We start from the raw sequence: 24,033 nt of genomic DNA, 5'->3' as shown, positions 1-24,033 counted from the left end.
CGATCAGACCTGCCGGAGCGCGCTGACATCCTCGATTGCGATGGCACGGCCGCTGACGGTCACGCCCGATGTCCGCAAGGCGGAGAACGCACGTGACAGCGCCTCCGGCGCCAGACCAAGTTTTCGTGCCAGCAGGCTTTTCTGGAACGGCAGCCGCAACGACGCCCGCGCACCTTCGTTGGTGCAGTGGGTGAGGAGATAATGCGCAACACGTTGTTGACTGGTCTGCATGCGATCTCGCGCCAAGCAGTCCATGGTTGACAACAAATGCTGCGACAGGGAGCGCGCGATTGCTCTCCCCACCCGAGGCTGTTCATCGAGCAGCCTTCTGACCTGGACAAGATCGAAGCGGGCGAGGATCGCGTGTTCCATTGCCTGGGCGCTATAATTGTACCGGTCGCCGACGAGCACCAGGCATTCTCCGAAGCTGTCGCCCGGCTCGCAGATCCTGATATCCGCTTCGCGGTCTTCTGAACCCCGATAGAGGCGAACATAGCCACTCAGCACGCAGTAGAAGTAGCGCGCGTTCCCGCCTTCCCGGAAAAGAACATCCTGAGGCTCGTAGCGTACCGCCACCGCGCAGGACAGCAGAGCGTCCCGCTCTTGCCGGTCAAGGCTGGACGCGATTAACGCATCACCAAGCATCGCCTGTTGCGCGTTGCTCAGTTTCAAAGCTCTGGTCATCTGTTTCTCCCTGTGGCGCGGCGGGTGCCGCCCCTACCTGATATTGGTAAGGGTAACCGGGAGACGCGGTTCAGAACTTGATCCTGATCAAATGCGAATCAATAAAAAAGCCGGGGTGTTGCCCCGGCTCTTGGGTTCAGTGTCTATTCGGCCGCGAAAGGCGGCAGGCGAACAACATTGCCTGATTTGGCGCGCTTTCCTTCGGGCTTCTCGATTGCCGATACTCGGCCTTCCAGAGCGCTCACAGCCTGCGTGAGTTCCTCGCGGGACAACGCCAAATCTTCCTTATCCTTCCTGCCGACCAGGCGGCCGAATACCCAGCCGAGCAGGCGGGAGAGATCGTCCATGATGAGGAAGAAGGAAGGCACGACGACCAGCGAAAGGACGGTCGACACGATAATGCCGCCGATCACCGCGATTGCCATCGGTGCGCGGAACGAACCGCCTTCGCCGACGCCGAGTGCCGAGGGGAGCATGCCAGCCGACATCGCGATGGAGGTCATGATGATCGGGCGGGCGCGCTTGCGTCCTGCCTCGACCATGGCTTCCACGCGCTCCATGCCGCGATGACGCATCTCGATGGCGAAGTCGACGAGCAGGATCGCATTCTTCGTGACGATGCCCATAAGCATCAGAATGCCGATCATAACCGGCATCGAGAGCGGGTTCTGGGTAACCAGCAGGCCGACCGCCACACCGCCGATCGCAAGCGGCAGCGAGAACAGGATGGTGAAAGGCTGGATCACGTCCTTGAAAAGGAGGATCAGCACTGTCAGCACCAGCATTAGGCCCATCAACATGGCGTTGACGAAGCTTTGCTGCATTTCGGTCTGCACCTTGGTGTCACCACTTTCGGCCAGCTGGACCGTCGGAGGCATCTTGGCTTCATTGACGATCTGCCGGAACCGCGCCGATGCAGTATCGAGAGCCACGCCCTGCGGCAGGTCGGAGCCGATCGACACGACACGGTAGCGGTTGTTGCGCTTGATCGAGCTGACACCTTCCGAATAGTCGATATCGGCGACGGTCGAGAGCGGCACGGTCCCGCCGCTTGCCGTCTGTATCTTCATGGCCCGGAGGGCCGCGAGATCGCGACGCATGTCGAGCGACGCCTGTACGCGGATTGGGATCTGCCGGTCGTCCAGGTTGATCTTGGCGAGGGCCGCATCGATATCACCAATGGTGGCGACACGGATCGTCTCGGAGATCTGCTGCGGCGTGATGCCGAGGCGAGCCGCCTGATCCTTGCGTGGGCGAACCTGCAACTCCGGACGGGGCAGGGCGCCTTCGGCACTGACGTTGGCCAGCAGCGGATCGGCGCGCAGCTTCGCTTCCAGAACGCCGACGGTGTCGTTGAGATCCTTCTCGTTCTTGGAGAGGAAGTTGAACGAAAGGTCACGCTCGCCGCGATCGTTGAGCTTCAGGATCCGCACGTCAGGCAGATGGTGGAGCTTGGCGAAAACTTCCTTTTCAATATCCCACTGCGGACGAACTCGTCCCTTCGGTTCCACCTTGGGCAGATAGGATCCTATGACTGGGATTTTAACGACCAAGTCATCAAGCTTCTTCAAGAGCCTCTGATCAAGCTTGTGAAGCGTGAGTGTTACCGTGGCACGGCGTAATTCGAGGTCGCCCTTCGGCGACGCGCCGCCGAGCACGAAGACGCTTTCGACGCCATCGATATCCTTCACGTCCTTGTAGATCGCGTTGGTCGTCGCTTCCGTGTCATCGAGCGTTGCGTTCGGCGGCAGCTCTACGGACAGCACGATGCGCGATGCATCTTCCGGCGGCAGGAAACTGCCGGGCACCTGGGCAAGCAGCATGACGGAGCCGATCAGGAAGGCGATCGCCGCAATCAGTGTCAAATAGCGGGTCCACCAGCGGCGGGTCGTGGCGCGCACCAGGCGCGTGTAGCCGCGGAAGAACGCACCGTCATTGTCGTGATGGTCTTCCATCCCGTCCTCTGCCCGCATCAGATACGCGGCCATCATCGGGGTTATGAGACGCGCCACCATCAGCGAGAAGAAGACGGAGAAGGCAACCGTCAGGCCGAACTGGATGAAGTACTGGCCAGGGATGCCGGGCATGAACGACACCGGCACGAAAACGGCAATGATCGTGAAGGTCGTCGCGATGACGGCGAGGCCGATTTCGTCCGCCGCTTCGATTGCCGCGCGGTAGGGCGTCTTACCCATCTTGATGTGACGGGCAATGTTTTCGATCTCGACGATCGCGTCATCGACGAGAATACCAGTCGCGAGCGTCAGGGCCAGGAAGCTGACGAGATTCAGCGAAAAGCCCATCAGGTCCATGATCCAGAACGTCGGGATCGCCGACAGTGGCAGCGCGATGGCCGAAATGAGCGTCGCGCGCCAGTTCCGAAGGAAGAGGAACACCACGATGATCGCGAGCAGCGCGCCTTCGATCAGGGTGTCGATCGCGGCTTCGTAGTTGCCGTAGGTGAAGTAGACGGAGTCGCTGATCAGTTCGATGCCGACGTTCGGATTTTCCGCACGCACCTTCTCGAGGCTCTTGGCCACGGTTTCGGCAACGCTGACTTCGCTGGCGCCCTTCGAGCGGAACACGCCAAAGGTCACGACCGGCGTATCATCGAACCGCGAGAAGGATTTCGGCTCCTGGTAGGTATCCTTGATGACGCCGAGATCGGAAACCTTGACGAAGCGACCGTTCGGCAGCGCAATCGTGGTGTTGGCAAGTTCGGCGACATTGCGGGCGTCGCCGAGCACGCGGATTGCCTGTTCGCTGCCTGCCACCTGGCCGCGGCCAGAGCCGAGGTCGACGTTGGTGCCGCGCAGCTGCTGGTTCACGCTGGCCGCGGTAATGCCGTGGGCGTTCAGCTTGTCGGGGTTGAGCTCGACGCGTACTTCCCTGTCCGCACCGCCGTAGCGGTCGACACGGCCGATGCCGGCCTGCCCCTGCAGGGCACGCTTGACCGTGTCATCAACGAACCACGAGAGCTCCTCGAGCGTCATGTCGGGCGAGGAGACTGCAAACGTCTGGATCGCCTGACCTTCAACATCGATCTTCGAGACGATCGGTTCTTCGACATTTGCCGGAAGGTCGCTGCGGATGCGGTCGATGGCGTCCTTTGTGTCCTGAACTGCCTGCTCGGTCGGGATTTCCATGCGGAACATAACGACCGTCTGCGATTGGCCGTCGGTCACCGTCGACTGGATTTCGTCGATGCCTGTTATGCTGGCAACGGCGTCTTCGATCTCCTTCGTCACCTGCATTTCGAGCTCGGCGGGGGAAGCGCCGCTCTGTGTCACGACGATGGAAACGAGTGGGACGTCGATATTCGGGAAACGCGTGATCGGCAGCTTGTTGAAAGATTGGATGCCGACGAAAAGCAAAAGTGCAAACGCCAGAAGCGAGGCAACTGGATTTCGGATAGACCAGGCTGAAAAGTTCATCGGCCGTCTCTCAGTTTGAAACCGGTGGCTGTTCACGAACCGGCGTGATGCGGTCGCCGTCACGGACATAGGCGCCCGCCTTGGCCACGACCTCGTCGCCGGCTTTCAATCCCTTGACGATCTCGACATAGGCACCGTCCTGGATGCCGGTCTCGACCTTGGCAAACTTGACGACACTGTCCTCGACCCTGCGGGCCGACGATCCCTCACTGCCCGACAACACCGCGGAGACTGGCAGCGCCACGTTTTCCGTGGTTCGCACAACGATGTCGGCGCTGCCGTACATGCCCGAACGCGCCTTGCTGGAGTCATCGATCAAAATGTGGACCAAACCGAGGCGCGTCAGCGGATCAACCGTCGGCGACACCAGGCGTACGGAGCCAGCAACCTTGTCACGACTACCGGAGAGCAAAATGGTGGCCTTCTGGCCGGGTTCGACCTTGACGATCTCGCTCTCGCCCACTTCTGCCACCAGCTCGATCTCGTCATCGCGGATGACCGTGAAGAGCGGATCGCCCGTAGCGAGCGCAATCGCACCGATCCTGGCGTTCTTCGCCGCCACAGTACCGGAAACCGGCGTCTTGACGTCGGTGCGGGCAAGCTTCAGATCGGCATCAGCGATTTGGCTTTCAGTGACCTTGATCTCCGCAACGGCTACCTGGATCGCCTGCTTGGCCGAATCAACGCGGGCATTGGCCGAAGCGGCAGCGGCATCCGCCTGTTCGACGGTCGCCGTAGAAACGGTGCCCTTCTTACCCATTTCCTGAGCGCGCGCCTGCTGCTGTCGCGCCTGCTCTGCATTGGCCTCTGCTTCAATCAGCTGTGCGCGAAGCTGCGCGAGGCTCGCTTCGTTCTTGGCCTTGGTGGCCTGCATTTGGCTCTTCTGCAGAATGATTGCGTCGTCGTTCAGCGTCGCCAGCGTGCTATCCGCCTGGACCCTGTCGCCGACATCCGCATTCAGAGCGCGGATTGACAATCCTTCGACCTGCGGCTGGATGTAGACTTCCTCGACCGGCTTCACCGTCCCGGTCGCCACGACGCGGTCGACCAGCGTGCGGGTGGTGGCTTTCGTCACCACGATCGCCGGCAGGTTCTGCTGCGGCTTTGCGACCGGCTGTTCCTGGGCAAAAGTCGTTGAAGCTACAACCGCCGCGATCAGCAGGGTGGAGGCGCGAAGTATCTTAACAGGCGTACGTGCCATGCGTCGTCATCCAGTCTAGTCGGCAGACTCGCGCAAAATCATCAGTTCGCGAACGGCCGGTTCCCGTTTTGGTGTTCTCAGAAGTATTTCCGCATCATTTGCCGACTTGTGCTTAAGTCCCTCATCCGGCAAATCCCGCATCTAAGTGGTAGCGATTTGCCCATTGCGCAAGTCTGGCGGAAAATAATTCCTCATTCGAACACAATAATTACTGAAGTGATGCAGATCAATCACCCGCCGGTTATGCAAGCATTCCGATAGTTGATCGTGCTCCACTTTGCTATGACGTTAGAGTCTCGCGCGATGCGACATCGGACGCAAATATTTTCATTAAAATGAAAAACGCGCGGGGGTCCCCGCGCGTTTCCCGGTCTGTCAGACGCGTTTACTTGGAAGCCGCGTCCGTGATGTCGTGTGTCCAGGCGCCTGAAGGCTCCTTGTTGATGATCTTCTGGTCGAGGAGAGCCTTTGCCGTGCGATCATAGAGCGTCGTGTCGAGCTTGCCGGTGCCGTCGCCGATCAGCTTGGCCACTTCGCCCATCATGACCTTCTGGTGGTTTTCGTCCTGGCCGCCGGCGTCTACGACGATTCCGGCAGCCTCGTCGGGGTTCTCGACGGCGTATTTCCAGCCTTTCATCGAAGCCTTGACGAACTTGACCATCTTTTCCTTGAAGGCTGGGTCCTTCAGCTTGTCTTCCATGGCATAAAGGCCGTCTTCCAGAAGGTCGTTGCCCATAGCTGTATAGTTGAAGACGAGCAGTTCTTCCGGCTTGAAGCCTGCATCGATCGCCTGCCAGTATTCGTTATAGGTCATGACGGAGATGCAGTCGGCCTGCTTCTGCAGCAGCGGCTGCACGTCGAAGCTCTGCTTCAGCACGGTAACGCCATCGGCGCCGCCATCTGTCTTGAGGCCGAGCTTGTTCATCCACGCGAAGAACGGGTACTCGTTGCCGAAGAACCAGACGCCGAGCGTATGCCCCTTGAAATCGGCTTCGGTCTTGATCGGGCCGTCCTTGCGGCAGATCATTTCCATGCCGGACTTCTGGTAAGGCTGGGCGATGTTGACGAGCGGAACGCCTTTTTCGCGGGCAACCAGCGCGCCGCCCATCCAGTCGACAATGACGTCAGCGCCACCGCCGGCGATTACCTGTTCCGGCGCGATGTCAGGGCCACCCGGCTTGATGGTGACGTCGAGACCTGCCTCGTCGTAGTAGCCCTTTTCCTTGGCGACGTAGTAGCCGGCGAACTGCGACTGCGTCACCCACTTGAGCTGCAGCGTCACCTTGTCGGCAGCCATTGCATGGGCTGCCGCGAGCGACATCGCGCTCGCCATCATCGCAACAATCAGTTTTTTCATTTTCTTGTTCCCTCTGAAGTTATGCCCCAATCCCATTCGCGGGAATAAAGCGACGCCTAGCCACCACGGATAGACGGATGCCAGAAAGTCACCGCCCGTTCTGCCAGGGCGACGACGCCGTAGAAGATCGAACCAACAAGCGCCGCAACGGCGATTTCGGCCCAGACCATGTCGACATTCATGCGCCCGATCTCCGTGGAGATGCGGAAGCCCATGCCGACGATCGGCGTACCAAAGAACTCCGCGACGATGGCACCGATCAGCGCCAGCGTCGAGTTGATCTTCAATGCATTGAAAATGAAGGGCATCGCCGCCGGAAGCCGGAGCTTCAGCAGCGTCTGCCAATAGTTGGAAGCGTAGGTCTGCATCAGGTCGCGCTCCATCGGGCCGGATGCGGAGAGGCCGGCGACAGTATTCACCAGCATCGGGAAGAAAGTCATGATGGTAACGACCGCCGCCTTCGACTGCCAGTCGAAGCCGAACCACATCACCATGATCGGCGCAACACCGATGATCGGCAGCGCCGACACCATGTTGCCGATCGGCAGCAATCCGCGACGCAGGAAGGCGACACGATCGGCAAGGATGGCGACGGCAAAGCCTGCACCGCAGCCGATGATGTAACCAGCGAATACTGCCTTGAAGATCGTCTGGCGTACGTCGTCTGCCAGGATTGGCAGTGAGCCGGCGATCCTGACGCCGATGGCGCTCGGCGGCGGCAGCAGAACGAAGGGAATGCCGGCGCCGCGCGTCAGCGCTTCCCAGATGATCAGGATCCAGGCGCCGAAGATCGCCGGAATCAGCAGCCGCAGGAACGACCGGCCGAAACTGGAACCTGGCGTCATTGCCGAAAGCTCGGTGACGCAGCGCCATGCAAGCAGCCAGCAGGCTGCTATCAGCAGGAAGAAGGATCTGGTGGCCAGACCTTCATTTCCGGTCACATCCGCGAGCAGCACCCATGCCGCCCAATGTGCTCCGACCAGCAAGACGGCGGCAATGTATGGCTTTGGCAACGATGCGAAGGAAATAAAGGCAAGGGCCACGATCAGGGTGATCGTCAGACCGACAGTCAGCGGTGACACAGGGTCCGGCGCGCCTTCGGCCATGAGCGGCAAGGTGATGATTGCGATCGCGGTCAGCACCAGGGCAAGAACGCCCTGCCAGGAGAAGGACATCTTCTTCATGCCGGTCTCCCGCCCATCGAGCGATCGACGATCTTTGCAATAAGACCAACGATCGCGACAAGGCTTGCGGCCAGCACCGAGCCTGCGACCAGTGCCGCCCATATGTCGATCGTCTGGCTATAATAGGAGCCGGCGAGCAGCTTCGAGCCTATGCCGGCGACGGCGCCGGTCGGGAGCTCGCCGACGATGGCGCCGACAAGGCTTGCTGCTATCGCAACCTTCATCGAGGTGAAAAGGAACGGCACGGAGGCCGGAACCCGCAGCTTCCAGAAGGTCTGCGCGGGTGTCGCGTTATAGGTTCGCATCAGGTCGAGGAACATCACCTCGGGCGAACGCAGCCCCTTCACCATGCCGACCGTCACCGGGAAGAAGGAGAGGTAGGTGGAGATCAGCGCCTTCGGGATCAGGCCGGTGATGTTGATGGCGCCGAGGACGACGATCACCATCGGCGCGATCGCCAGGATCGGTATCGTCTGCGAGGCGATCACCCAAGGCATGAGGCTGCGGTCGAGCGCCTTGATATGAACGATACCGACGGCGATCACGATGCCGAGCAATGTGCCGAAGCCGAAACCGAGCAGCGTCGACGAGAGCGTGACCCAGCTGTTGTAGACGAGGCTGCGATTGCTCGAAAGCTTCCGCAGGAATGTGTTCTCGACGACGTTCTGCACTACCTGATGCGGCGCAGGTAGCAATGGCTTCGGCTGCGAGAGCGTCTTTTCGATGAATTCCATCGTACCGGGCGTCTGGTTTGCCCGCTGATCCATATCGCGCTGGAAGGAGGCGTTCATCAGGACTGCCGCGACGTACCAGACTGCGACCAAGACCACGAGGATTGTCAGGACGGGAACGATCCTGTCTTTCAGAGAGTCCGCCTTCATGAGCACCCCCGCGCACCGGTCCTGGTGTTCAGCACCTCAATGCTCATAACTGTGCCCCGCTCTCAGACCATCGCGCACGCGATGGGCGATTTCGAGGAACTCGGGCGTCTCGCGAATATCGAGCGGACGTTCGCGTGGCAGCGTTGAATCGATGATATCGGTCACGCGGCCGGGGCGGGGGGACATGACCACGATCTTCGTGGAAAGGTAGACCGCCTCGGGGATCGAGTGGGTGACGAAGCAGATCGTCTTGTTGGTGCGCGCCCAGAGCTTCAGGAGTTCTTCGTTCAGATGGTCGCGGACGATTTCGTCTAACGCGCCGAAGGGTTCATCCATCAGCAGCAGATCAGCATCGAAGGCCAACGCACGTGCGATCGAGGCGCGCTGCTGCATGCCGCCGGACAGCTGCCAGGGGAATTTCTTTTCGAAGCCGGAGAGGTTCACAAGATCGAGCGCGCCGGCGATGCGTTTCTTCTGGTCGGCCGAAGCGTAGCCCATGATCTCGAGCGGCAGGGCGATGTTCTTCTCGATCGTGCGCCATGGGTAGAGTGCCGGCGCCTGGAAGACGTACCCGTAGGCGCGGGCCTTGCGGGCTTCCTCCGGCGTCATGCCGTTGACGGTGATCTCACCCGATGTTTTCCTTTCGAGATCTGCAATCACGCGCAGGAAGGTCGTCTTCCCGCAACCGGATGGCCCGATGAAGGAGACGAAGTCACCCTTGCGAACGTCGAGATTGACGTTTGTCAGCGCGTGCACGGGAGCATCGCTGGCATCATAGGTCAGACAGAGGTCCTTTGCGGATACGACGGAGGCAGCTTGCGTCAATGCTTGTGTATCCTGTTTTCCCCGCGCTTCTGCGCTTTGCATGATAGTATGAGTAGCTGTTTTCATTGTTCCGGCAAGGTCCATGGAGGATGACGATGGACGCGACATCAAAGCCCACCTGTCACATTGTGCGTCCCAGTCATGCCTACGACGGCAAACAGGGGCTGAGTTACTTCGAAGGCATCGCGGCCGAGACGGTCGGCGCCAAGGGCATCTGCATGCATTTGCTGACGATTCCGCCCGGCGTTCGCGCCAAGGCGCATCTGCACGAGTCGCACGAAACGGCGATCTACATGCTCTCCGGCGAGGCGCACACCTGGTATGGCGACGAGCTGGAGCATCATGTCATCGTGCACGCCGGCGAGCTGTTCTACATCCCTGCCGGTGTGCCGCATCTGCCTGCCAATCTCAGCAGTACCCCTTGCACCGCGATCATCGCCCGCACCGATCCGAACGAGCAGGAAAGCGTCGTCTTGCTTCCGGAGCTTGAACGGCTGGTGCAGGAATGATGACAAGGATCAGACCCCCGTCGCTGGGATGCCTGACCGTTCGACCTTGCGCGGCGCCACGAGCTCCTTCCAGGTCGACAGCGCCTTGTTGACCGCTTGGAAAGGCTCCCGCTTGACGAACTGGCCGTGCCCTTCCTTCGTCTTGACGGTGCTCTCTTCGATCGCGACTTCGCCGCGCGTCAGCGTGAAGCGCGGCAGGCCGGTGACCTGCTTGCCTTCGAAGACGTTGTAATCGATCGACGATTGCTGCGTCTTGGCCGAGATCGTCTTCGAGCGCTTCGGATCCCACACGACGATATCGGCATCGGCGCCGACGAGAATGGCGCCCTTCTTCGGATAGACGTTGAGGATCTTGGCGATGTTGGTCGAGGTAACCGCGACAAACTCGTTCATGGTCAGGCGTCCGGTGTTGACGCCGCGAGACCACAACATCGGCAGTCGATCTTCGAGGCCGCCGGTGCCGTTGGGGATCTTGGAGAAGTCACCGACGCCGAAGCGCTTCTGGTCGGTGGTGAAGGCGCAATGGTCCGTCGCCACGACCGAGAGCGAGCCGGATTGCAGGCCTGCCCAGAGGCTGTCCTGGTGCTGCTTGTTGCGGAAGGGCGGCGACATGACACGGCGGGCGGCATGGTCCCAGTCCTTGTCGAAATACTCGCTTTCATCCAGCGTCAAATGCTGGATCAGCGGCTCGCCATAGACGCGCATACCTTTCTGGCGGGCGCGGCGGATCGCTTCATGCGCCTGTTCGCAGGAGGTGTGCACGACATAGAGCGGCACGCCGGCCATGTCGGCGAGCATGATGGCGCGGTTGGTTGCCTCACCTTCGACCTCGGGCGGGCGGGAATAGGCGTGGGCCTCGGGGCCGTTGTTGCCTTCGGCTAGAAGCTTCGCCGTCATCGACGCGACGACGTCGCCGTTTTCGGCATGGACCAGCGGCAACGCGCCGAGTTCCGCACAGCGCTGGAAGGAGGCGAACATCTCGTCGTCGTTCACCATCAGCGCGCCTTTGTAGGCCATGAAGTGCTTGAAGGTGTTGATGCCCCGGTCCTTGACCACCGTCTCCATCTCGTTGAAGACGCGCTCGTTCCAGCCGGTGATCGCCATGTGGAACGAGTAGTCGGCGTTGGCGCGGCTCGTCTTGTTGTCCCACATCTGCAGTGCTTCGAGCAGCGACTGCTCCGGTCCCGGCAGGCAGAAATCGACGACCATGGTCGTGCCGCCCGCAAGGCCTGCACGCGTGCCGCTTTCGAAGTCGTCCGAGGAATAGGTGCCCATGAACGGCATTTCGAGGTGAACGTGCGGGTCGATGCCGCCGGGCATAACGTAGCAGCCGGTCGCATCGAGCGTCTCCGTGCCGGAGAGGTTCGGGCCGATCTCGACGATCTGGCCGCCCTCGATCTTCACGTCCGCCTTGTAGGTCAGGTCCGCGGTGACGATGGTGCCGCCCTTGATGACTTTGCTCATGATCAGTTCCCTTGCATTGATTGCTCGCGGCTCTTCGTCCGCTGGTAGAAGAAAAGGCGGGAATGACCCCGCCCTTGATTATGCAACGATTTCAGCGGTCTCGACGACGGCGTGGAAGAGGACGTCAGCGCCAGCCGTTGCCCATTCCTTGGAGATATCCTCCGCCTCGTTGTGCGAGAGACCCCCGACGCAGGGGCACATGACCATCGTCGTGGGTGCGACCTTTGCCGCCCAGCAGGCGTCGTGGCCGGCGCCCGAGATCAGGTTCATGTGGCTGTAGCCGAGCCGCTCGGCAGCGCTGCGCACGCGGGACACAAGCGTGGGGTCGAAGGTAACGGGCGCGAAGTGGCCGATCGCCTCGACCGCGCAGCCGACGCCGAGCGCTTCGCAGATGGCAGGTGCTTCCGCCTCGATCCTGGCGCGCATGCCGTCGAGCTTCGCCTGATCCGGCGAGCGGATGTCGACGGTGAAGACGACCTTGCCAGGCAGCACGTTGCGGGAGTTCGGCGTGAAGAAGACCTGGCCGACACCGCCGACGGCGCCCGGCTGGTTCTCCATCGCCACAGTCTGCACCATCTCGATGATGCGCGACATTGCGAGCCCGGCGTTGACGCGCATGTTCATCGGCGTCGAACCGGTGTGCGCCTCCCTGCCGGTCAGCGTAAATTCGAGCCACCAGAGACCCTGACAGTGCGTGACCACGCCGATCTGCTTGTTCTCGACCTCGAGGATCGGACCTTGCTCGATATGATATTCGAAATAGGCGTGCATCTTGCGGGCGCCGACCTCTTCATCGCCAACCCAGCCGATACGCTTCAGTTCGTCGCCGAAGGTCTTGCCCTCGGGATCCTTGCGGTCATAGGCATATTCAAGCGTATGGACGCCGGCGAAGACGCCGGAGGCGAGCATGGCGGGCGCAAAGCGGGCGCCTTCCTCGTTGGTCCAGTTGGTGACGACAACAGGGTGCTTGGTCTTGATGCCGAGGTCGTTCATGGTGCGGACGACCTCGAGCGCGCCAAGCACACCGAGCACGCCGTCATACTTGCCGCCGGTTGGCTGCGTGTCGAGGTGCGAGCCGACATAGACCGGCAGGGCGTCTGGATCGGTGCCGGGACGCGTCGCGAACATCGTGCCCATCTTGTCGACGCCGAGTGTCATGCCTGCGTTTTCGCACCATGTCCTGAAGAGGCTGCGCCCTTCGGCATCCGAATCCGTCAACGTCTGGCGGTTGTTGCCGCCAGCGATGCCCGGGCCGATCTTTGCCATGTCCATGAGGCTGTCCCAAAGACGGTCCCCGTTGACGCGCATGTTCTCGCCTGGTGCTGCCACCATGTCTAAAGTCCTCGCCTGTTTTTGCGGCCATGCAATTCACATGTCCGCCTGTTCCCGTGGTCAGTATCCGAGCGCTCTTGTTTGTTTTGTTAGCGCCGGAAAATCGCCAGTTGCCTTTGTTTAGCATCTGATCGATAATTTGACCGATTGGTAAACATTACAACTTCCGGCGCTGGGCTCAAGACGAAAATCAGGAAAAATACAGACAAAATTGCCGGCATCTGCTCATTTTTGCGGCAAGCTGTCGCGCCGGCCCAATCTTGAGTGAAACGGTTGAATTTGAAGGGGAAAACAAGGTCGACATGACAATCCCGAGAGCAGCCAAGACCCAGCGGCGCACGCGCATTCAGGAAGAGAAGGAAGAGCAGATTCTTGAAGCCGCGCTCGATGTGTTTTCGGTCAGCGGTTTTCGAGGTTCCACGATCGATCAGATCGCCGAAGTTGCCGGCATGTCGAAGCCGAACCTGCTCTATTATTTCCGCACAAAGGAAGCGATGCATCGGGCGTTGATCGACCGCGTCCTATTTACCTGGCTGGAGCCGCTGAGAGCCTTCGATGCGGACGGCAACCCCGAGAGCGAGATCCGCAGCTATATCAGGCGCAAGCTTGAAATGGCCCGCGATTTCCCGCGCGAAAGCCGACTTTTCGCCAACGAGATGCTGCAGGGTGCGCCGCATGTCGAGGATGAACTGAAGGGACCGCTGAAGCAGCTCGTCGACGAGAAGGCCGAGGTGATCCGCAGTTGGACGAAGGCCGGCAAGATCGCCAAGTGCGATCCCTATCACCTGATTTTCTCGATCTGGTCGACAACGCAGCATTATGCCGACTTCGACGTCCAGGTAAGGGCGGTGCTCGGGCAGGAACATGCCGGCGCCGGTCGCTTCGAGGATGCGGCGCGCTTCCTCGAGCAGCTGTTCATCGACGGGCTGAAGGTCAAGCCGGTGCCGAGCGCCTCGTGATCTGGTCGCGTCACGCCTCGTCGAAATCGAAGACCGCGGTGACGGCGGCACGCGCCTTGGCGTGGCGGGCTTTGTAAGATTGGCGGATCTCCTTCCGTCTTGCTGCCAGCGCAGGGTCCGGCGACATTGCCGATAACCAGGCCAATGCGGTCGGTATAAAGTCGCCGTCCGAGGGGATCAGAAGGTCGCTTTCGTCGAGTTGTTTTCTGATGCAGCCTCGGTTGCACGAGATGACGGCGTTTCCTGCCGCCTTCGCCTCGAAAATCACCAAGGGCTGCGCCTCATTGGTATAGGTGGTCGGGAAAACGAACACGTCGATCTCGCGATAGAAAGCTGTCTTCGCGTCATCGTACAACGGGCCGCGATACTCCAAAACACTGCTCAGTTCTGCGATAGATGCGTCGATGCGGGCGCGCTCACCGGCGCCGGCCGGACCGGCAAGGACGGCCTTGATCGGCAGGTTCTCCTTCCGTGCCTGCCCTGCGAGATCGAGGAAAGTGTCGAGGCCCTTCTCAGCGGTGAGATTGCTGAGCATCCCGATTACGAGGTGGGTGCTGTCGGTCGCTTCATCGCTCTCCTCCCGCGGGGCCACGTAGGCAGCGTTGGAGATCAGGTGGCAGCGCGTACGACCGCCATAGGTGTCAGCGAAGCGATCTCGCATCATGTCGCACAGGAAGATGTGTCGCAGATTGCGACCGCCGAGCGTGAGGATGCATCGCATGAGCAGGCTGGGCTTCTCGACGTAACTGAAACTGTGATGGTGCAGATAGGTGGGATAGCCGAGGGTCCTCGCGACCAGCACAATTAGAAGCGTGTAGATCAAGCCGAGGCCGCCTTCGCAGCCGAGATAGCAAACCCGGTTGATGCGCTTGCGATCGCGGAACAACTGGAGACAAGCACCGAGGACACGGGCGAATCTCACCGGATGCTTCAGCAACGAGAGCTTGCCGAAAGGCGGGGCGATATTGGCGACTGTGATGCTGTTTGCTTCCGAAAGAAGCGCAATCATGCTCCTGGTCGCAAACGAGAAGCCGTTGAGCGGCGGAGGCAACTGACCGATCGCGACTATGTGGCGTGTCATGCGGGGGGCTACCTCTTTGCGCCTCCCGACTATCGCACCGGCTAACGAAAATGCAATCTCCTTGCGCCGTCAGTAGAGAGCGGCGGCCGCAGACGTTCGTGTCCATAACGCGGTCGCACTGAGCTTCCTCGGTTGCTGCCGGTGGCGTGAAAAAGCTGCGCCCGCATTCACGAGGCCGAACGTCTTCGGAACCTCGCTCGGCATCGGTTGTAAACCATCAGGAAAGCACAGAAGGCTATTATGCTCGGCTGTTTCCCGTGCTCGCTTGAGCGTGGTTTGGTCAGGGCCGGTGATGACAGCTCGGACGCCGCTAGTTGCCAGACCGATGCCTGAGGTTCCGCCCGCGAAGAGGGTTCGTAGCCTTATGGCGGGGGGACTCAACTGAGTTGAAGAGAGACCGCGAGGCTCGCTACCGAAAGCGCCACAGATATGACTGGTGTCGGGGCGCGCATCGTCGCGCCAAGGAGGACACCAACCAAGAGGACAAGGATAGCAAGCCCCGGATCGTTGCCGGCAAAAGCCAAGCCGATCGCGGAAAGGTTGATCGCGGTCGCAATTGTTGTGAGAGGCGCTGCCGTCACCTCCGCCTTGGTGTCCGGTGAGAATATGCTGGCGAAACGCGGCCAGCTCAAGGCAATGGCAAGAACGAGGAAGACGGGGGCGATCGCGTGGAACGGCATCAGCGCGCTCCCAAGGCCATGCGGCGATCGCTGCCAAAATCGTCGGTGTCGTGAGCGACGATCTGGCGTGCTGCAAGCGTGCTGCCGATGGCGATCAGCACAGGGTTGTCGTAGCCGATCTGCGCGATCCCATCAGAGATGGTTGCAAGCGTGCCGTTCCAAGCCCGCTCGGTCGTCCGGCTGACGTCGCTGATAATGATAACAGGCGTTTCCGACGAGAGGCCTTCATCGATCAAGCGATCGGCGATGAGCGGCGCTGTTCTGCCGCCCATGTAGAAAACGGTTGTCGTGTGGGAATCGGCAACGGTCCTCCAGTTGACATCGGTAGGCAAGCCTCCATGTCGGGAATGGCCGGTGATGAAGCGGACGGACTGAGCATGGTCGCGATGCGTCAGCGAGATCCCGAGACGCGAGGCCATGGCGCTTGCGGTGGTGATGCCGGGGATGACATCGACCGGAATGTTCTCGCGATCGAGATGGGCAATCTCTTCGCCGGCGCGGCCGAAGATCATCGGATCGCCCGACTTCAGCCGCACGACCCGTTTGCCCGCCTTGGCAAGCTTTACCATCATGTCGTTGATATCTTCCTGGCGGCAGCTCGTGCGGCCGCCGCGCTTGCCGACAAGCATGCGCTTGGCCTCGCGCCGGGCGAGTTCCAGCACCTCTGACGAAACGAGATCATCGAAGAGGATAACGTCCGCTGCCTGCAGGGCGCGGACGGCCTTCAACGTCAGAAGCTCGGCATCACCGGGGCCGGCGCCGACCAGCGTCACGCGACCGCGCGAGGAGAGGGCGGGCGCTTCCCGAAGCCTGTCGGCCTCCTTGAGAAGCAGCCCGCCGACGCCCTCCTCCGGCGTATCCGAACTTGAAAAGGCGCGATCGACAAACCGCTCCCAAAAGGCGCGACGGAGCGGGCCAGGCGTCAGTCGTTCATTGACCCGGTCGCGCAAGGTCTGAGCCAGCTCAGCCCAGCCCTTCAGTGCACGTGGTAGCAATGTCTCGATCCGACGCCGGATTGCCTGGGCGAGGATCGGGGCTGCGCCATCCGTCGAGATCGAGACGACGACGGGGGAGCGGTTGACGATCGAGCCGAACTGAAACTGGCAGAAAGCAGGCTTGTCTATGACGTTGACTGGCACGCCGGCAACACGGGCGGCGTCGAAGAAGGCCTTCGCCTCGTCGTCTTCCTCACAGTCGGCGATGGCGATGGTCGCGCCGGCGAAGATGGTTTCATTCCAACCTTGGCAGTGATGGACGAAACCGCCCTGAGGGTGCTCGGCGCCGCGCAGGATGAGCTTCTCGAAGGTATCGGAAAGCGCGTCAGCATAGACATGCACCTGCGCGCCGCAGGCACCGAGAAGCTCGGCCTTCCAGGCGGCGGCGTCGGAGCCGCCAGCGACGACCACGCGCTTGCCTTCGAGCGCCCAGAACACCGGCAGCTTGGCAAGCGGTTCCATGCGGGCGGGTGCTTCATTCCGCGGCTGCTGCAAGACATCCATCGATGATCCCCCTGATCTCGGCGCGGCAGGAGCCGCAGTTGGTTCCGGCATTGAGTTCCTTGCCGACGGCTTCGACGCTGTGGCAGCCGCCGCGAACGGCAGCGACGATCTGGTTGACGCCGACGCCGAAGCAGGAGCAGACGGTGGCGCCCGGATCGGGCTTGTCTGCGCCGGGGCGGCCGGCGACTAAGGCGAAACGCTTGCGCAGATTGGTGTGCTCGGCGGTGAGCTGGGAGATCGCCCAGTTGCGGGCAACCGCCACGGGTTCGCGGGCCAGGAACAGCGCCGCGAGCAGTCGCTTGCCATCGAAAAAGGCGAGCCTCAGATCGCCGGACTGCTGGTCAGCGTAGCCGAGCGGTTCGACATTTTCGGGAATAGCGAAGGTGCTGCGGCACCACGTGCACCAGTCCTCGACCGGCTGGTCGAAAGCGAGTTCCACCCGCCAGCCGCCTTCGGCCTTTGCCAGCGCCCAATAGGCGGCTTCGAGGTGATCAGGCTTGGCGGCGGAAACGGCAAAGCCGTAACGCGCCGCCTTGAAGCGTCGCGCGGCGACGGCGACATTCTTCGAGGCCGGCTGGCCGGAGATTGCGTCTGTCAACGGCGCCACGACAGCGTCGATGCGGGCCTTGGCGGCAAACTGATCGTTCCAGTGCATCGGCACGAAAATGCTGCCGCGGGCCTGACGCTCGGTGATCAGGGCGCGCACCACGGCCTTGCCGTGCGGGCTTTCGATTTCGACGAGGCCGGCATTGCCGACGCCGATCTCGATCGCGTCGCGAGGGTGAAGTTCCGCGAAGGGTTCGGCGATATGGGACGAGAGCCGCGCGCTTTTGCCCGTGCGCGTCATCGTGTGCCATTGGTCGCGGATGCGGCCGGTGTTCAGGGTGAAGGGATAGTCGGCGCAGGTGCGATCCGCGGCGACCGGCTCGACGGCGATGAAACGTGCCTTGCCGTCGGCGTGGTAGAAGCCGCCCTTGGCGAAGAAGCGGGTCACATCAATCTCACGGCCCGCAGGCTGCGGCCATTGGAACGGCGAGAGTTCGTCATAGGCCTGATGGTTCATGCCGACATACGCGCCGATGTCGAAGTCGCGATTGCCGCTGTTCTCGAAAGCTGAGAGGGCGGCGTGTTCGTCAAAGATCTCGGCATTGGCGGCGAAGTTGAAGGCCTGCGTAAAGCCCATCCGTTGCGCCACTTCCGCAAGCTGCCACCAGTCGGCGCGGGCCTCTCCCGGTGCATCAAGGAAGGAGCGCTGGCGGGAGATGCGGCGCTCGGAGTTGGTGACAGTGCCGCTCTTTTCGCCCCAGCCGAGCGAGGGCAGAAGGACATGGGCGTGACGCGCGGTGTCGGTACTTTTCAGGACGTCGGAGACGACGACGAACGGACAGGCCTTGATCGCGGCCTCGACGGCGTCGGCGTCAGGCATGGAAACGACCGGGTTGGTCGCCATGATCCACAGCGCCTTGATACGGCCATCAGCAACAGCCCTGAACATGTCGACCGCCTTCAGGCCCGGCTTTTCCGCAATGGTGGGCGCATGCCAGAAGCGCTGGACACGGTCGCGATCCTCGGCGCTTTCGATCGCCATGTGGGCGGCAAGCATGTTGGCAAGTCCGCCGACTTCACGCCCGCCCATCGCATTCGGCTGCCCGGTGAGCGAGAAGGGCCCCATACCCGGCCCGCCGATGCGGCCGGTGGCGAGGTGACAGTTGATGATGGCGTTGACCTTGTCGGTACCAGACGAGGATTGATTAACGCCCTGGCTGTAGCAGGTGACGACCTTCTCGGTCGTGGCGAAGAGGCGATAGAATTCGCGAAGCTGCATGGCCGGAAGGCCGGTCATATCAAGCACCTCGTTGAAGGAGACGCCCGTCGCAGCCGTAAAGGCCTCTGCAAAGCCGCTGGTATGTTCGGCGATGTAATTCTGATCGATGGCGTTGCTTGCGATCAGATGTTCGAAAAGGCCGACGAAAAGCGCGACGTCGCTGTCCGGCCGGATGGCGAGATGCAGGTCGGCGATATCTGATGTCATCGTCCGGCGCGGGTCGATGACGACGACCTTCATGCCGGGGCGCGCCGCCTTGGCGGTCGCCAGCCGCTGATAGATGACCGGGTGGCACCAGGCGAGGTTCGAGCCGGTGAGGATCACAAGATCGGCAAGCTCGATATCCTCATAGGTACCCGGCACGGTGTCCGAACCGAAGGCGCGGCGGTGACCGGCGACGGAGGACGACATGCACAGCCGCGAATTGGTGTCGATGTTGGCCGAGCCGATGAAGCCCTTCATCAGCTTGTTGGCGATATAATAGTCTTCGGTCAGCAGCTGGCCGGAGACATAGAAGGCAACGGAATCGGGGCCGTGCTCATTGATGGCGTCCGAAAATTGTTGTGCGACGAGGTCAAGCGCCTGTTCCCACTCCACCCGCTCCCCGGAAACTTCCGGGTAGAGGAGGCGCCCATCGAGATCGACGGTTTCGCCGAGCGCCGAGCCCTTCGAGCACAGCCGCCCAAAGTTCGAGGGATGGTCCGGGTCTCCCTTGACGGACACCTTGCCGTCTTCGGCGACCTTGGCGATGACGCCGCAGCCGACACCGCAATAGGGACAGGTTGTCTTGACCTCTTTCTCCATCATTTGGCCGCCATCATCAGGCTTTCGAGCGCGATGTAGAGGGCGCCATCCTCGTTGCGGACGGGAATGGTTCGGACCTCGCCCTCATCGGCGCCGAGCGCCTTGCCGGTTTCGAGCGAGATCACCCAGTTGTGCAGCGGGCAGGTGACGGCCTTGGCATGGACGATCCCCTGGGAGAGCGGCCCCCCCTTGTGCGGGCAGTGGTCCTCGATGGCGAAGACCTCGTTCTCTGCGGTGCGGAAGACGGCGATCTTGCCCTGGGGTGTCTTCACGCAACGGGCGCCGCGGAGCGGAATGTCGGAGATGTCGCCGATTGAAATCCAGTTCATATCCATCTCCTTACTCGGCCGCCTGCGGGTAACCGACGGTCGCCATCGGCTTGAACTCATGCTTGTCCTTGCCGGAGACGCGCTCCGACCAGGGATCGACCTGGGCGAATTTCTGGGAGAAGACGAAGCGGTCGTAGTAAGCCTTGCGCTTGTCGGCGTCTTCCATGATCTGGCGGCGGATTTCCTCCAGGCCGACGCGCTTCGCCCACTTGTAGATGCGCTCGAGATAGCGGGCCTGCTCGCGGTACATCTGCGTCAGTGCCACGATATGCTCCAGCGCATCGTCCTCGGTCTTCACGAGGCCGAGAACCTCCGTGCCCTTGATGTCGAGGCCGGCAGCACCGGCGAAGTGGATCTCGAAACCCGAGTCGACACAGATGACGCCGATGTCCTTGCAGGTCGCTTCGGCGCAATTGCGCGGGCAGCCGGAGACCGCCATCTTCAGTTTTGCCGGTGTCCAGGAGCCCCACATGAACTTCTCGATGCGAATGCCAAGGCCGGTGGAATCCTGCGTGCCGAAGCGGCACCAGTCGGAGCCGACGCAGGTCTTCACCGTGCGCAACCCCTTGGCATAAGCCTGTCCGGAAACGAAGCCCGCCTTGCCGAGATCGGCCCAGACTGCCGGGAGGTCTTCCTTCTCGATGCCGAGCAGGTCGATGCGCTGGCCGCCCGTCACCTTCACCATCGGGATTTCGAACTTGTCGACGACATCAGCGATGGCGCGCAGTTCGTTGGAGTTCGTCACGCCGCCCCACATGCGCGGAACGACGGAATAGGTGCCGTCCTTCTGGATGTTGGCGTGAACGCGTTCGTTGATGAAGCGCGACTGGTAATCGTCCGCATATTCATTCGGCCAGTCGCAGACGAGATAGTAGTTGAGAGCCGGGCGACACTTGGCGCAACCGCACGACGTCTTCCATTCGAGTTCCTGCATGACGGCAGGGATGCTCTTCAGGCCCTTGGCCTTGATCAGGCGCCTGAGGTCGTCGTGGCCGAGTTCGGTGCAGGTGCACATCGGCGTGACGGCGGCCGGATTGTAGCTGTCGCCAAGCGTTAGTGTCATCAGCTTTTCTACGAGGCCGGTGCAGGAACCGCAGGAGGCGGACGCCTTGGTATGGGCGCGCACGTCGTCCAGCGACGTCAGGCCCTTGCTTGTGATCGTCGAGGTGATCTTGCTCTTGCAGACGCCGTTGCAGCCACAGATCTCCGCGTCATCCGGCAAGGCTGCAACGGCCGCCATAGGGTCCAGCGGCGACCCTCCCTGATAGGCCTGACCGAAGATCAGCGTTTCGCGCATCTCCTTGATATCGGTCTGTTTCTTTTTCAGATCGTTGAACCAGGCACCATCGGCGGTTTCGCCGTAGAGCACGGTACCGATGATCTTGTTGTCCTTCAGCACAAGGCGCTTGTAGACGCCGGCTGAGGCGTCGCGCAGCACGATTTCTTCGCGGTCGTCGCCATCGGCGAAGTCACCGAGCGAGAAGAGCTCGATGCCTGTCACTTTGAGCTTGGTCGGCGTGTCGGAATGCACGAAGGCAGCGGAACGGTCGCCCGACAAGTGCGAGGCGGCGACGCGGGCCATCTCGTAAAGCGGAGCGACAAGGCCGTAGACCATACCGCCGACTTCGGCGCACTCGCCGAGCGCCATGATGCTGCCGTCCGAGGTCAGCATGCCGTCATCGACGACGATGCCGCGGTTGATGGCGATGCCTGCGTCCTTGGCGAGCCCGACGCTCGGGCGGATGCCGACCGCCATGACGACGAGGGTTGCCGGAATGATGCGGCCGTCGTCGAGCTCGATGCCTTCGACCTTGCCGTTACCCACGATGGCCTTGGTGTTGGCCTTGGTGATAACCTTGATGCCGCGTTCTTCCACGGCCTTTTGAAGCAGGTAGCCGGCAGCCGGATCGAGCTGGCGCTCCATCAGTGTCGGCATCACATGAAGGACGGTAACGTCCATACCGCGCGAGGCAAGGCCAGCCGCCGCTTCGAGGCCGAGCAGGCCGCCGCCGATGACGATCGCTTTCTCGCGAGACTGGGCGGCAAGCAGCATCGCCTGCACGTCGTCGAGGTCGCGATAGGTGATGACGCCGGGCAGATCCTTGCCGGGCACGGGAATGATGAAGGGCACGGAGCCGGTGGCGATCACCAACTTGTCGTAGCTTTCGGTGACGCCGTGATCCGACGTGACCGTCTTGGCCGCACGGTCGATCTTGATGATCTTGTGGCCCTTGTAGAGGGTAATGCCGTGCTTGATGTACCATCCATCGCCGTGGATGATGATTTCTTCGTATTCCTTCTCGCCGGAGAGAACCGGCGAGAGCATGATGCGGTCGTAGTTGACGCGCGGCTCGGCGTTGAAGATCGTGACCTGATATTGGTCCGGCGCCTTTTCGAACAGGTGCTCGAGCATGCGCCCGGGCGCCATGCCGTTGCCGATGATAACAAGCTTCTCAGTCATGGTTTTCAAATCCTCAGATCAGGTGGCAGCGACGGCTTGCGCGGAGAGGCCGCGGCGGTCGAGTTGCTTGACCGACAAGTGCATCCAGACCAGCGAGATAACGACGATCGCAAAGAGCAGCATGAAGCAGCTCGACCAGAGGCCGGTCATATCCTTGAGAAAGCCGAAGGCGATCGGCAGGATGAAGCCGCCGAGACCGCCCATCATGCCAACGATGCCGCCGACCGCGCCGACGCTCTCGGGATAGTAGGCAGGGATGTGTTTGTAGACGGCAGCCTTGCCGAGGCTCATGACGAAGCCGAGGGCGAAGATGACGACGATGAAGACGACAGGCGTGATGCCGAGTGCGGAGCCGGAGCCGGCGGCCGGGAGCGAAAGGATGAGCGTTGCGACGGCTGCGACTGCGAACATCACGTACATCACGCTACGAGCGCCCTTCTTGTCAGAGACAACGCCGCCGAAGGCGCGGAAGATGCTGCCCGGGATGGAATAAGCGGCCGCGACCATGCCTGCAGTTGCGAGATTGAAGCCGTAAACACCGACCAGATAGCGGGGCAGCCACAGAGACAGGGCAACGAAGCCGCCAAAGGCGAAGAAGTAGTAGAGCGAGAAACGCCAGACCTGGACGTTCTTCAGCGGCGCGAATTCCTGTGCCAGGCTCTTGGAGGCAATCTTGCCTTCGCGGCGAAGGCGGAATGCCGGGTCATCCGTCGTGGTGAACCAGAAGACGATTGCCATCAGCGCCAGGCCGACGGCCCAGATCTGAGCAACCGCCTGCCAGCCCCAGGCGATCAGTACGAAGGGCGCCGCAAACTTGGTCACCGCGGCTCCGACATTGCCGGCGCCGAAGATGCCAAGTGCCGTCCCCTGCTTCTGAGCCGGGAAGAAGGGCGAGACATAGGCGACGCCGACCGCGAAAGAGCCACCGGCAAGCCCTACGCCGAGGCCGGCGATCAGCATCTGCGTATAGGTCTGGGCATAGGAGAGGAGGAAGGTCGCCAGGGCAGCGGCCAGCATGGTGAGCGTGTAGACGAGGCGGCCGCCATAGCGGCCGGTCCAGATGCCAAGGACGATACGGACAAGCGAACCGGTCAGAACCGGTGTGCCGACCAGCAATCCGAACTCGGCCTCGTTCAGGCCGAGATCCTGTTTGATCCGGATGCCGATGATCGCGAAGATCGTCCAGACGGCAAAACAGAGGGTGAAGGCAATCGTGGACATCCACAATGCTTTGGCTGGTTCGCCGGCGGACATGGACTGCGTGTTCCTGATAACAGACATGGCTTCTCCGGGGCCCGACAAGGTCGTGCCTATCCATCGCTAGGGGTTAAAAACAAAAAGCCGCTGGTCAGGGCGCGCTTACACGGGAGGTGCGCGAGATATCCTGATCAGCGGCTTTGCTGTGGGCGCCCGTCGTTGGACGCAAATTCTTGGCCTGTTGGCCTGCCTATTACAAAGCAAGGGCCGTGCCAGTTTAATTAAGTCATTGTTTTTGAATGGATAGCATTGATCGCGAAAATCAGG

At 61.4% G+C, this 24,033-nt stretch carries 18 protein-coding genes; 2 read left to right on the top strand and 16 right to left on the bottom strand.

The window, feature by feature from the left end:
- Window positions 1–3: 3 nt before the first annotated feature.
- From FHX16_RS09025 to FHX16_RS08995, 7 genes are all read right to left on the bottom strand, one after another.
- On the bottom strand, window positions 4–684 hold the full coding sequence (locus FHX16_RS09025) for a Crp/Fnr family transcriptional regulator (protein ID WP_183755613.1): 681 nt from the start codon (window positions 682–684) through the stop codon (window positions 4–6).
- 143 nt (window positions 685–827) lie between these two features.
- A complete protein-coding gene (locus FHX16_RS09020) occupies window positions 828–4,118 on the bottom strand; it encodes an efflux RND transporter permease subunit (protein ID WP_259127056.1) in 3,291 nt (1,096 codons plus the stop codon).
- Window positions 4,119–4,128: 10 nt separating this feature from the next.
- Entirely contained in the window at window positions 4,129–5,319 is a 1,191-nt protein-coding gene (locus tag FHX16_RS09015; RefSeq protein ID WP_259127054.1) for an efflux RND transporter periplasmic adaptor subunit, read from the bottom strand.
- A gap of 385 nt (window positions 5,320–5,704) precedes the next feature.
- Window positions 5,705–6,676 (bottom strand): ABC transporter substrate-binding protein, encoded by a 972-nt coding sequence (locus tag FHX16_RS09010; RefSeq protein ID WP_183861502.1) that lies wholly within the window; start codon window positions 6,674–6,676, stop codon window positions 5,705–5,707.
- Between the two features lie 56 nt (window positions 6,677–6,732).
- Entirely contained in the window at window positions 6,733–7,860 is a 1,128-nt protein-coding gene (locus tag FHX16_RS09005; RefSeq protein WP_259127048.1) for an ABC transporter permease, read from the bottom strand.
- Window positions 7,857–8,741: an ABC transporter permease gene (locus tag FHX16_RS09000; protein WP_259127047.1), complete on the bottom strand. Its 885-nt coding sequence runs from the start codon at window positions 8,739–8,741 to the stop codon at window positions 7,857–7,859. The genes FHX16_RS09005 and FHX16_RS09000 overlap by 4 nt, the downstream gene beginning before the upstream one ends.
- Window positions 8,742–8,777: 36 nt before the next feature.
- Window positions 8,778–9,608 (bottom strand): ABC transporter ATP-binding protein, encoded by an 831-nt coding sequence (locus tag FHX16_RS08995; protein ID WP_183755668.1) that lies wholly within the window; start codon window positions 9,606–9,608, stop codon window positions 8,778–8,780.
- Between the two features lie 53 nt (window positions 9,609–9,661).
- On the opposite strand from FHX16_RS08995, the gene FHX16_RS08990 reads away from it, so the two are divergent.
- Window positions 9,662–10,075 (top strand): cupin domain-containing protein, encoded by a 414-nt coding sequence (locus FHX16_RS08990; RefSeq protein WP_183861498.1) that lies wholly within the window; start codon window positions 9,662–9,664, stop codon window positions 10,073–10,075.
- Between the two features lie 9 nt (window positions 10,076–10,084).
- Here the strand turns inward: FHX16_RS08990 and hydA are convergent, their stop codons facing one another.
- On the bottom strand, window positions 10,085–11,539 hold the full coding sequence (hydA, locus tag FHX16_RS08985) for a dihydropyrimidinase (protein ID WP_183861496.1): 1,455 nt from the start codon (window positions 11,537–11,539) through the stop codon (window positions 10,085–10,087).
- A 78-nt stretch (window positions 11,540–11,617) separates the two neighbouring features.
- A complete protein-coding gene (locus FHX16_RS08980) occupies window positions 11,618–12,871 on the bottom strand; it encodes a Zn-dependent hydrolase (protein WP_183861494.1) in 1,254 nt (417 codons plus the stop codon).
- A 302-nt stretch (window positions 12,872–13,173) separates the two neighbouring features.
- On the opposite strand from FHX16_RS08980, the gene FHX16_RS08975 reads away from it, so the two are divergent.
- Complete coding sequence (locus FHX16_RS08975) at window positions 13,174–13,830, top strand: TetR family transcriptional regulator C-terminal domain-containing protein (RefSeq protein ID WP_016554900.1); 657 nt, start codon at window positions 13,174–13,176, stop codon at window positions 13,828–13,830.
- A 10-nt stretch (window positions 13,831–13,840) separates the two neighbouring features.
- On the opposite strand, the gene FHX16_RS08970 is transcribed toward FHX16_RS08975, so the two are convergent.
- The 7 genes from FHX16_RS08970 to FHX16_RS08940 form a co-directional block, all read right to left on the bottom strand.
- Entirely contained in the window at window positions 13,841–14,911 is a 1,071-nt protein-coding gene (locus tag FHX16_RS08970; protein ID WP_183861492.1) for a glycosyltransferase family 4 protein, read from the bottom strand.
- Window positions 14,912–15,288: 377 nt separating this feature from the next.
- Window positions 15,289–15,591, bottom strand: coding sequence for a hypothetical protein (locus FHX16_RS08965; RefSeq protein ID WP_183861490.1), 303 nt, complete (start codon window positions 15,589–15,591; stop codon window positions 15,289–15,291).
- Window positions 15,591–17,090 (bottom strand): siroheme synthase CysG, encoded by a 1,500-nt coding sequence (cysG, locus tag FHX16_RS08960; RefSeq protein WP_183861488.1) that lies wholly within the window; start codon window positions 17,088–17,090, stop codon window positions 15,591–15,593. Before cysG ends, FHX16_RS08965 begins: the two co-directional genes overlap by 1 nt.
- Complete coding sequence (locus FHX16_RS08955; protein ID WP_259127733.1) at window positions 17,062–19,719, bottom strand: nitrate reductase; 2,658 nt, start codon at window positions 19,717–19,719, stop codon at window positions 17,062–17,064. Before FHX16_RS08955 ends, cysG begins: the two co-directional genes overlap by 29 nt.
- A complete protein-coding gene (nirD, locus tag FHX16_RS08950) occupies window positions 19,719–20,054 on the bottom strand; it encodes a nitrite reductase small subunit NirD (RefSeq protein ID WP_259127042.1) in 336 nt (111 codons plus the stop codon). The genes FHX16_RS08955 and nirD overlap by 1 nt, the downstream gene beginning before the upstream one ends.
- Before the next feature lie 4 nt (window positions 20,055–20,058).
- On the bottom strand, window positions 20,059–22,509 hold the full coding sequence (gene nirB / locus FHX16_RS08945) for a nitrite reductase large subunit NirB (protein ID WP_183861486.1): 2,451 nt from the start codon (window positions 22,507–22,509) through the stop codon (window positions 20,059–20,061).
- Window positions 22,510–22,527: 18 nt separating this feature from the next.
- Window positions 22,528–23,790: a nitrate/nitrite transporter gene (locus tag FHX16_RS08940; protein WP_183861485.1), complete on the bottom strand. Its 1,263-nt coding sequence runs from the start codon at window positions 23,788–23,790 to the stop codon at window positions 22,528–22,530.
- Window positions 23,791–24,033: the final 243 nt, after the last annotated feature.

Source organism: Rhizobium sp. BK661 (assembly GCF_024808825.1).
Classification (GTDB): Bacteria; Pseudomonadota; Alphaproteobacteria; order Rhizobiales; family Rhizobiaceae; genus Rhizobium.
This window is presented reverse-complemented; position numbering and strand designations above follow the sequence as displayed.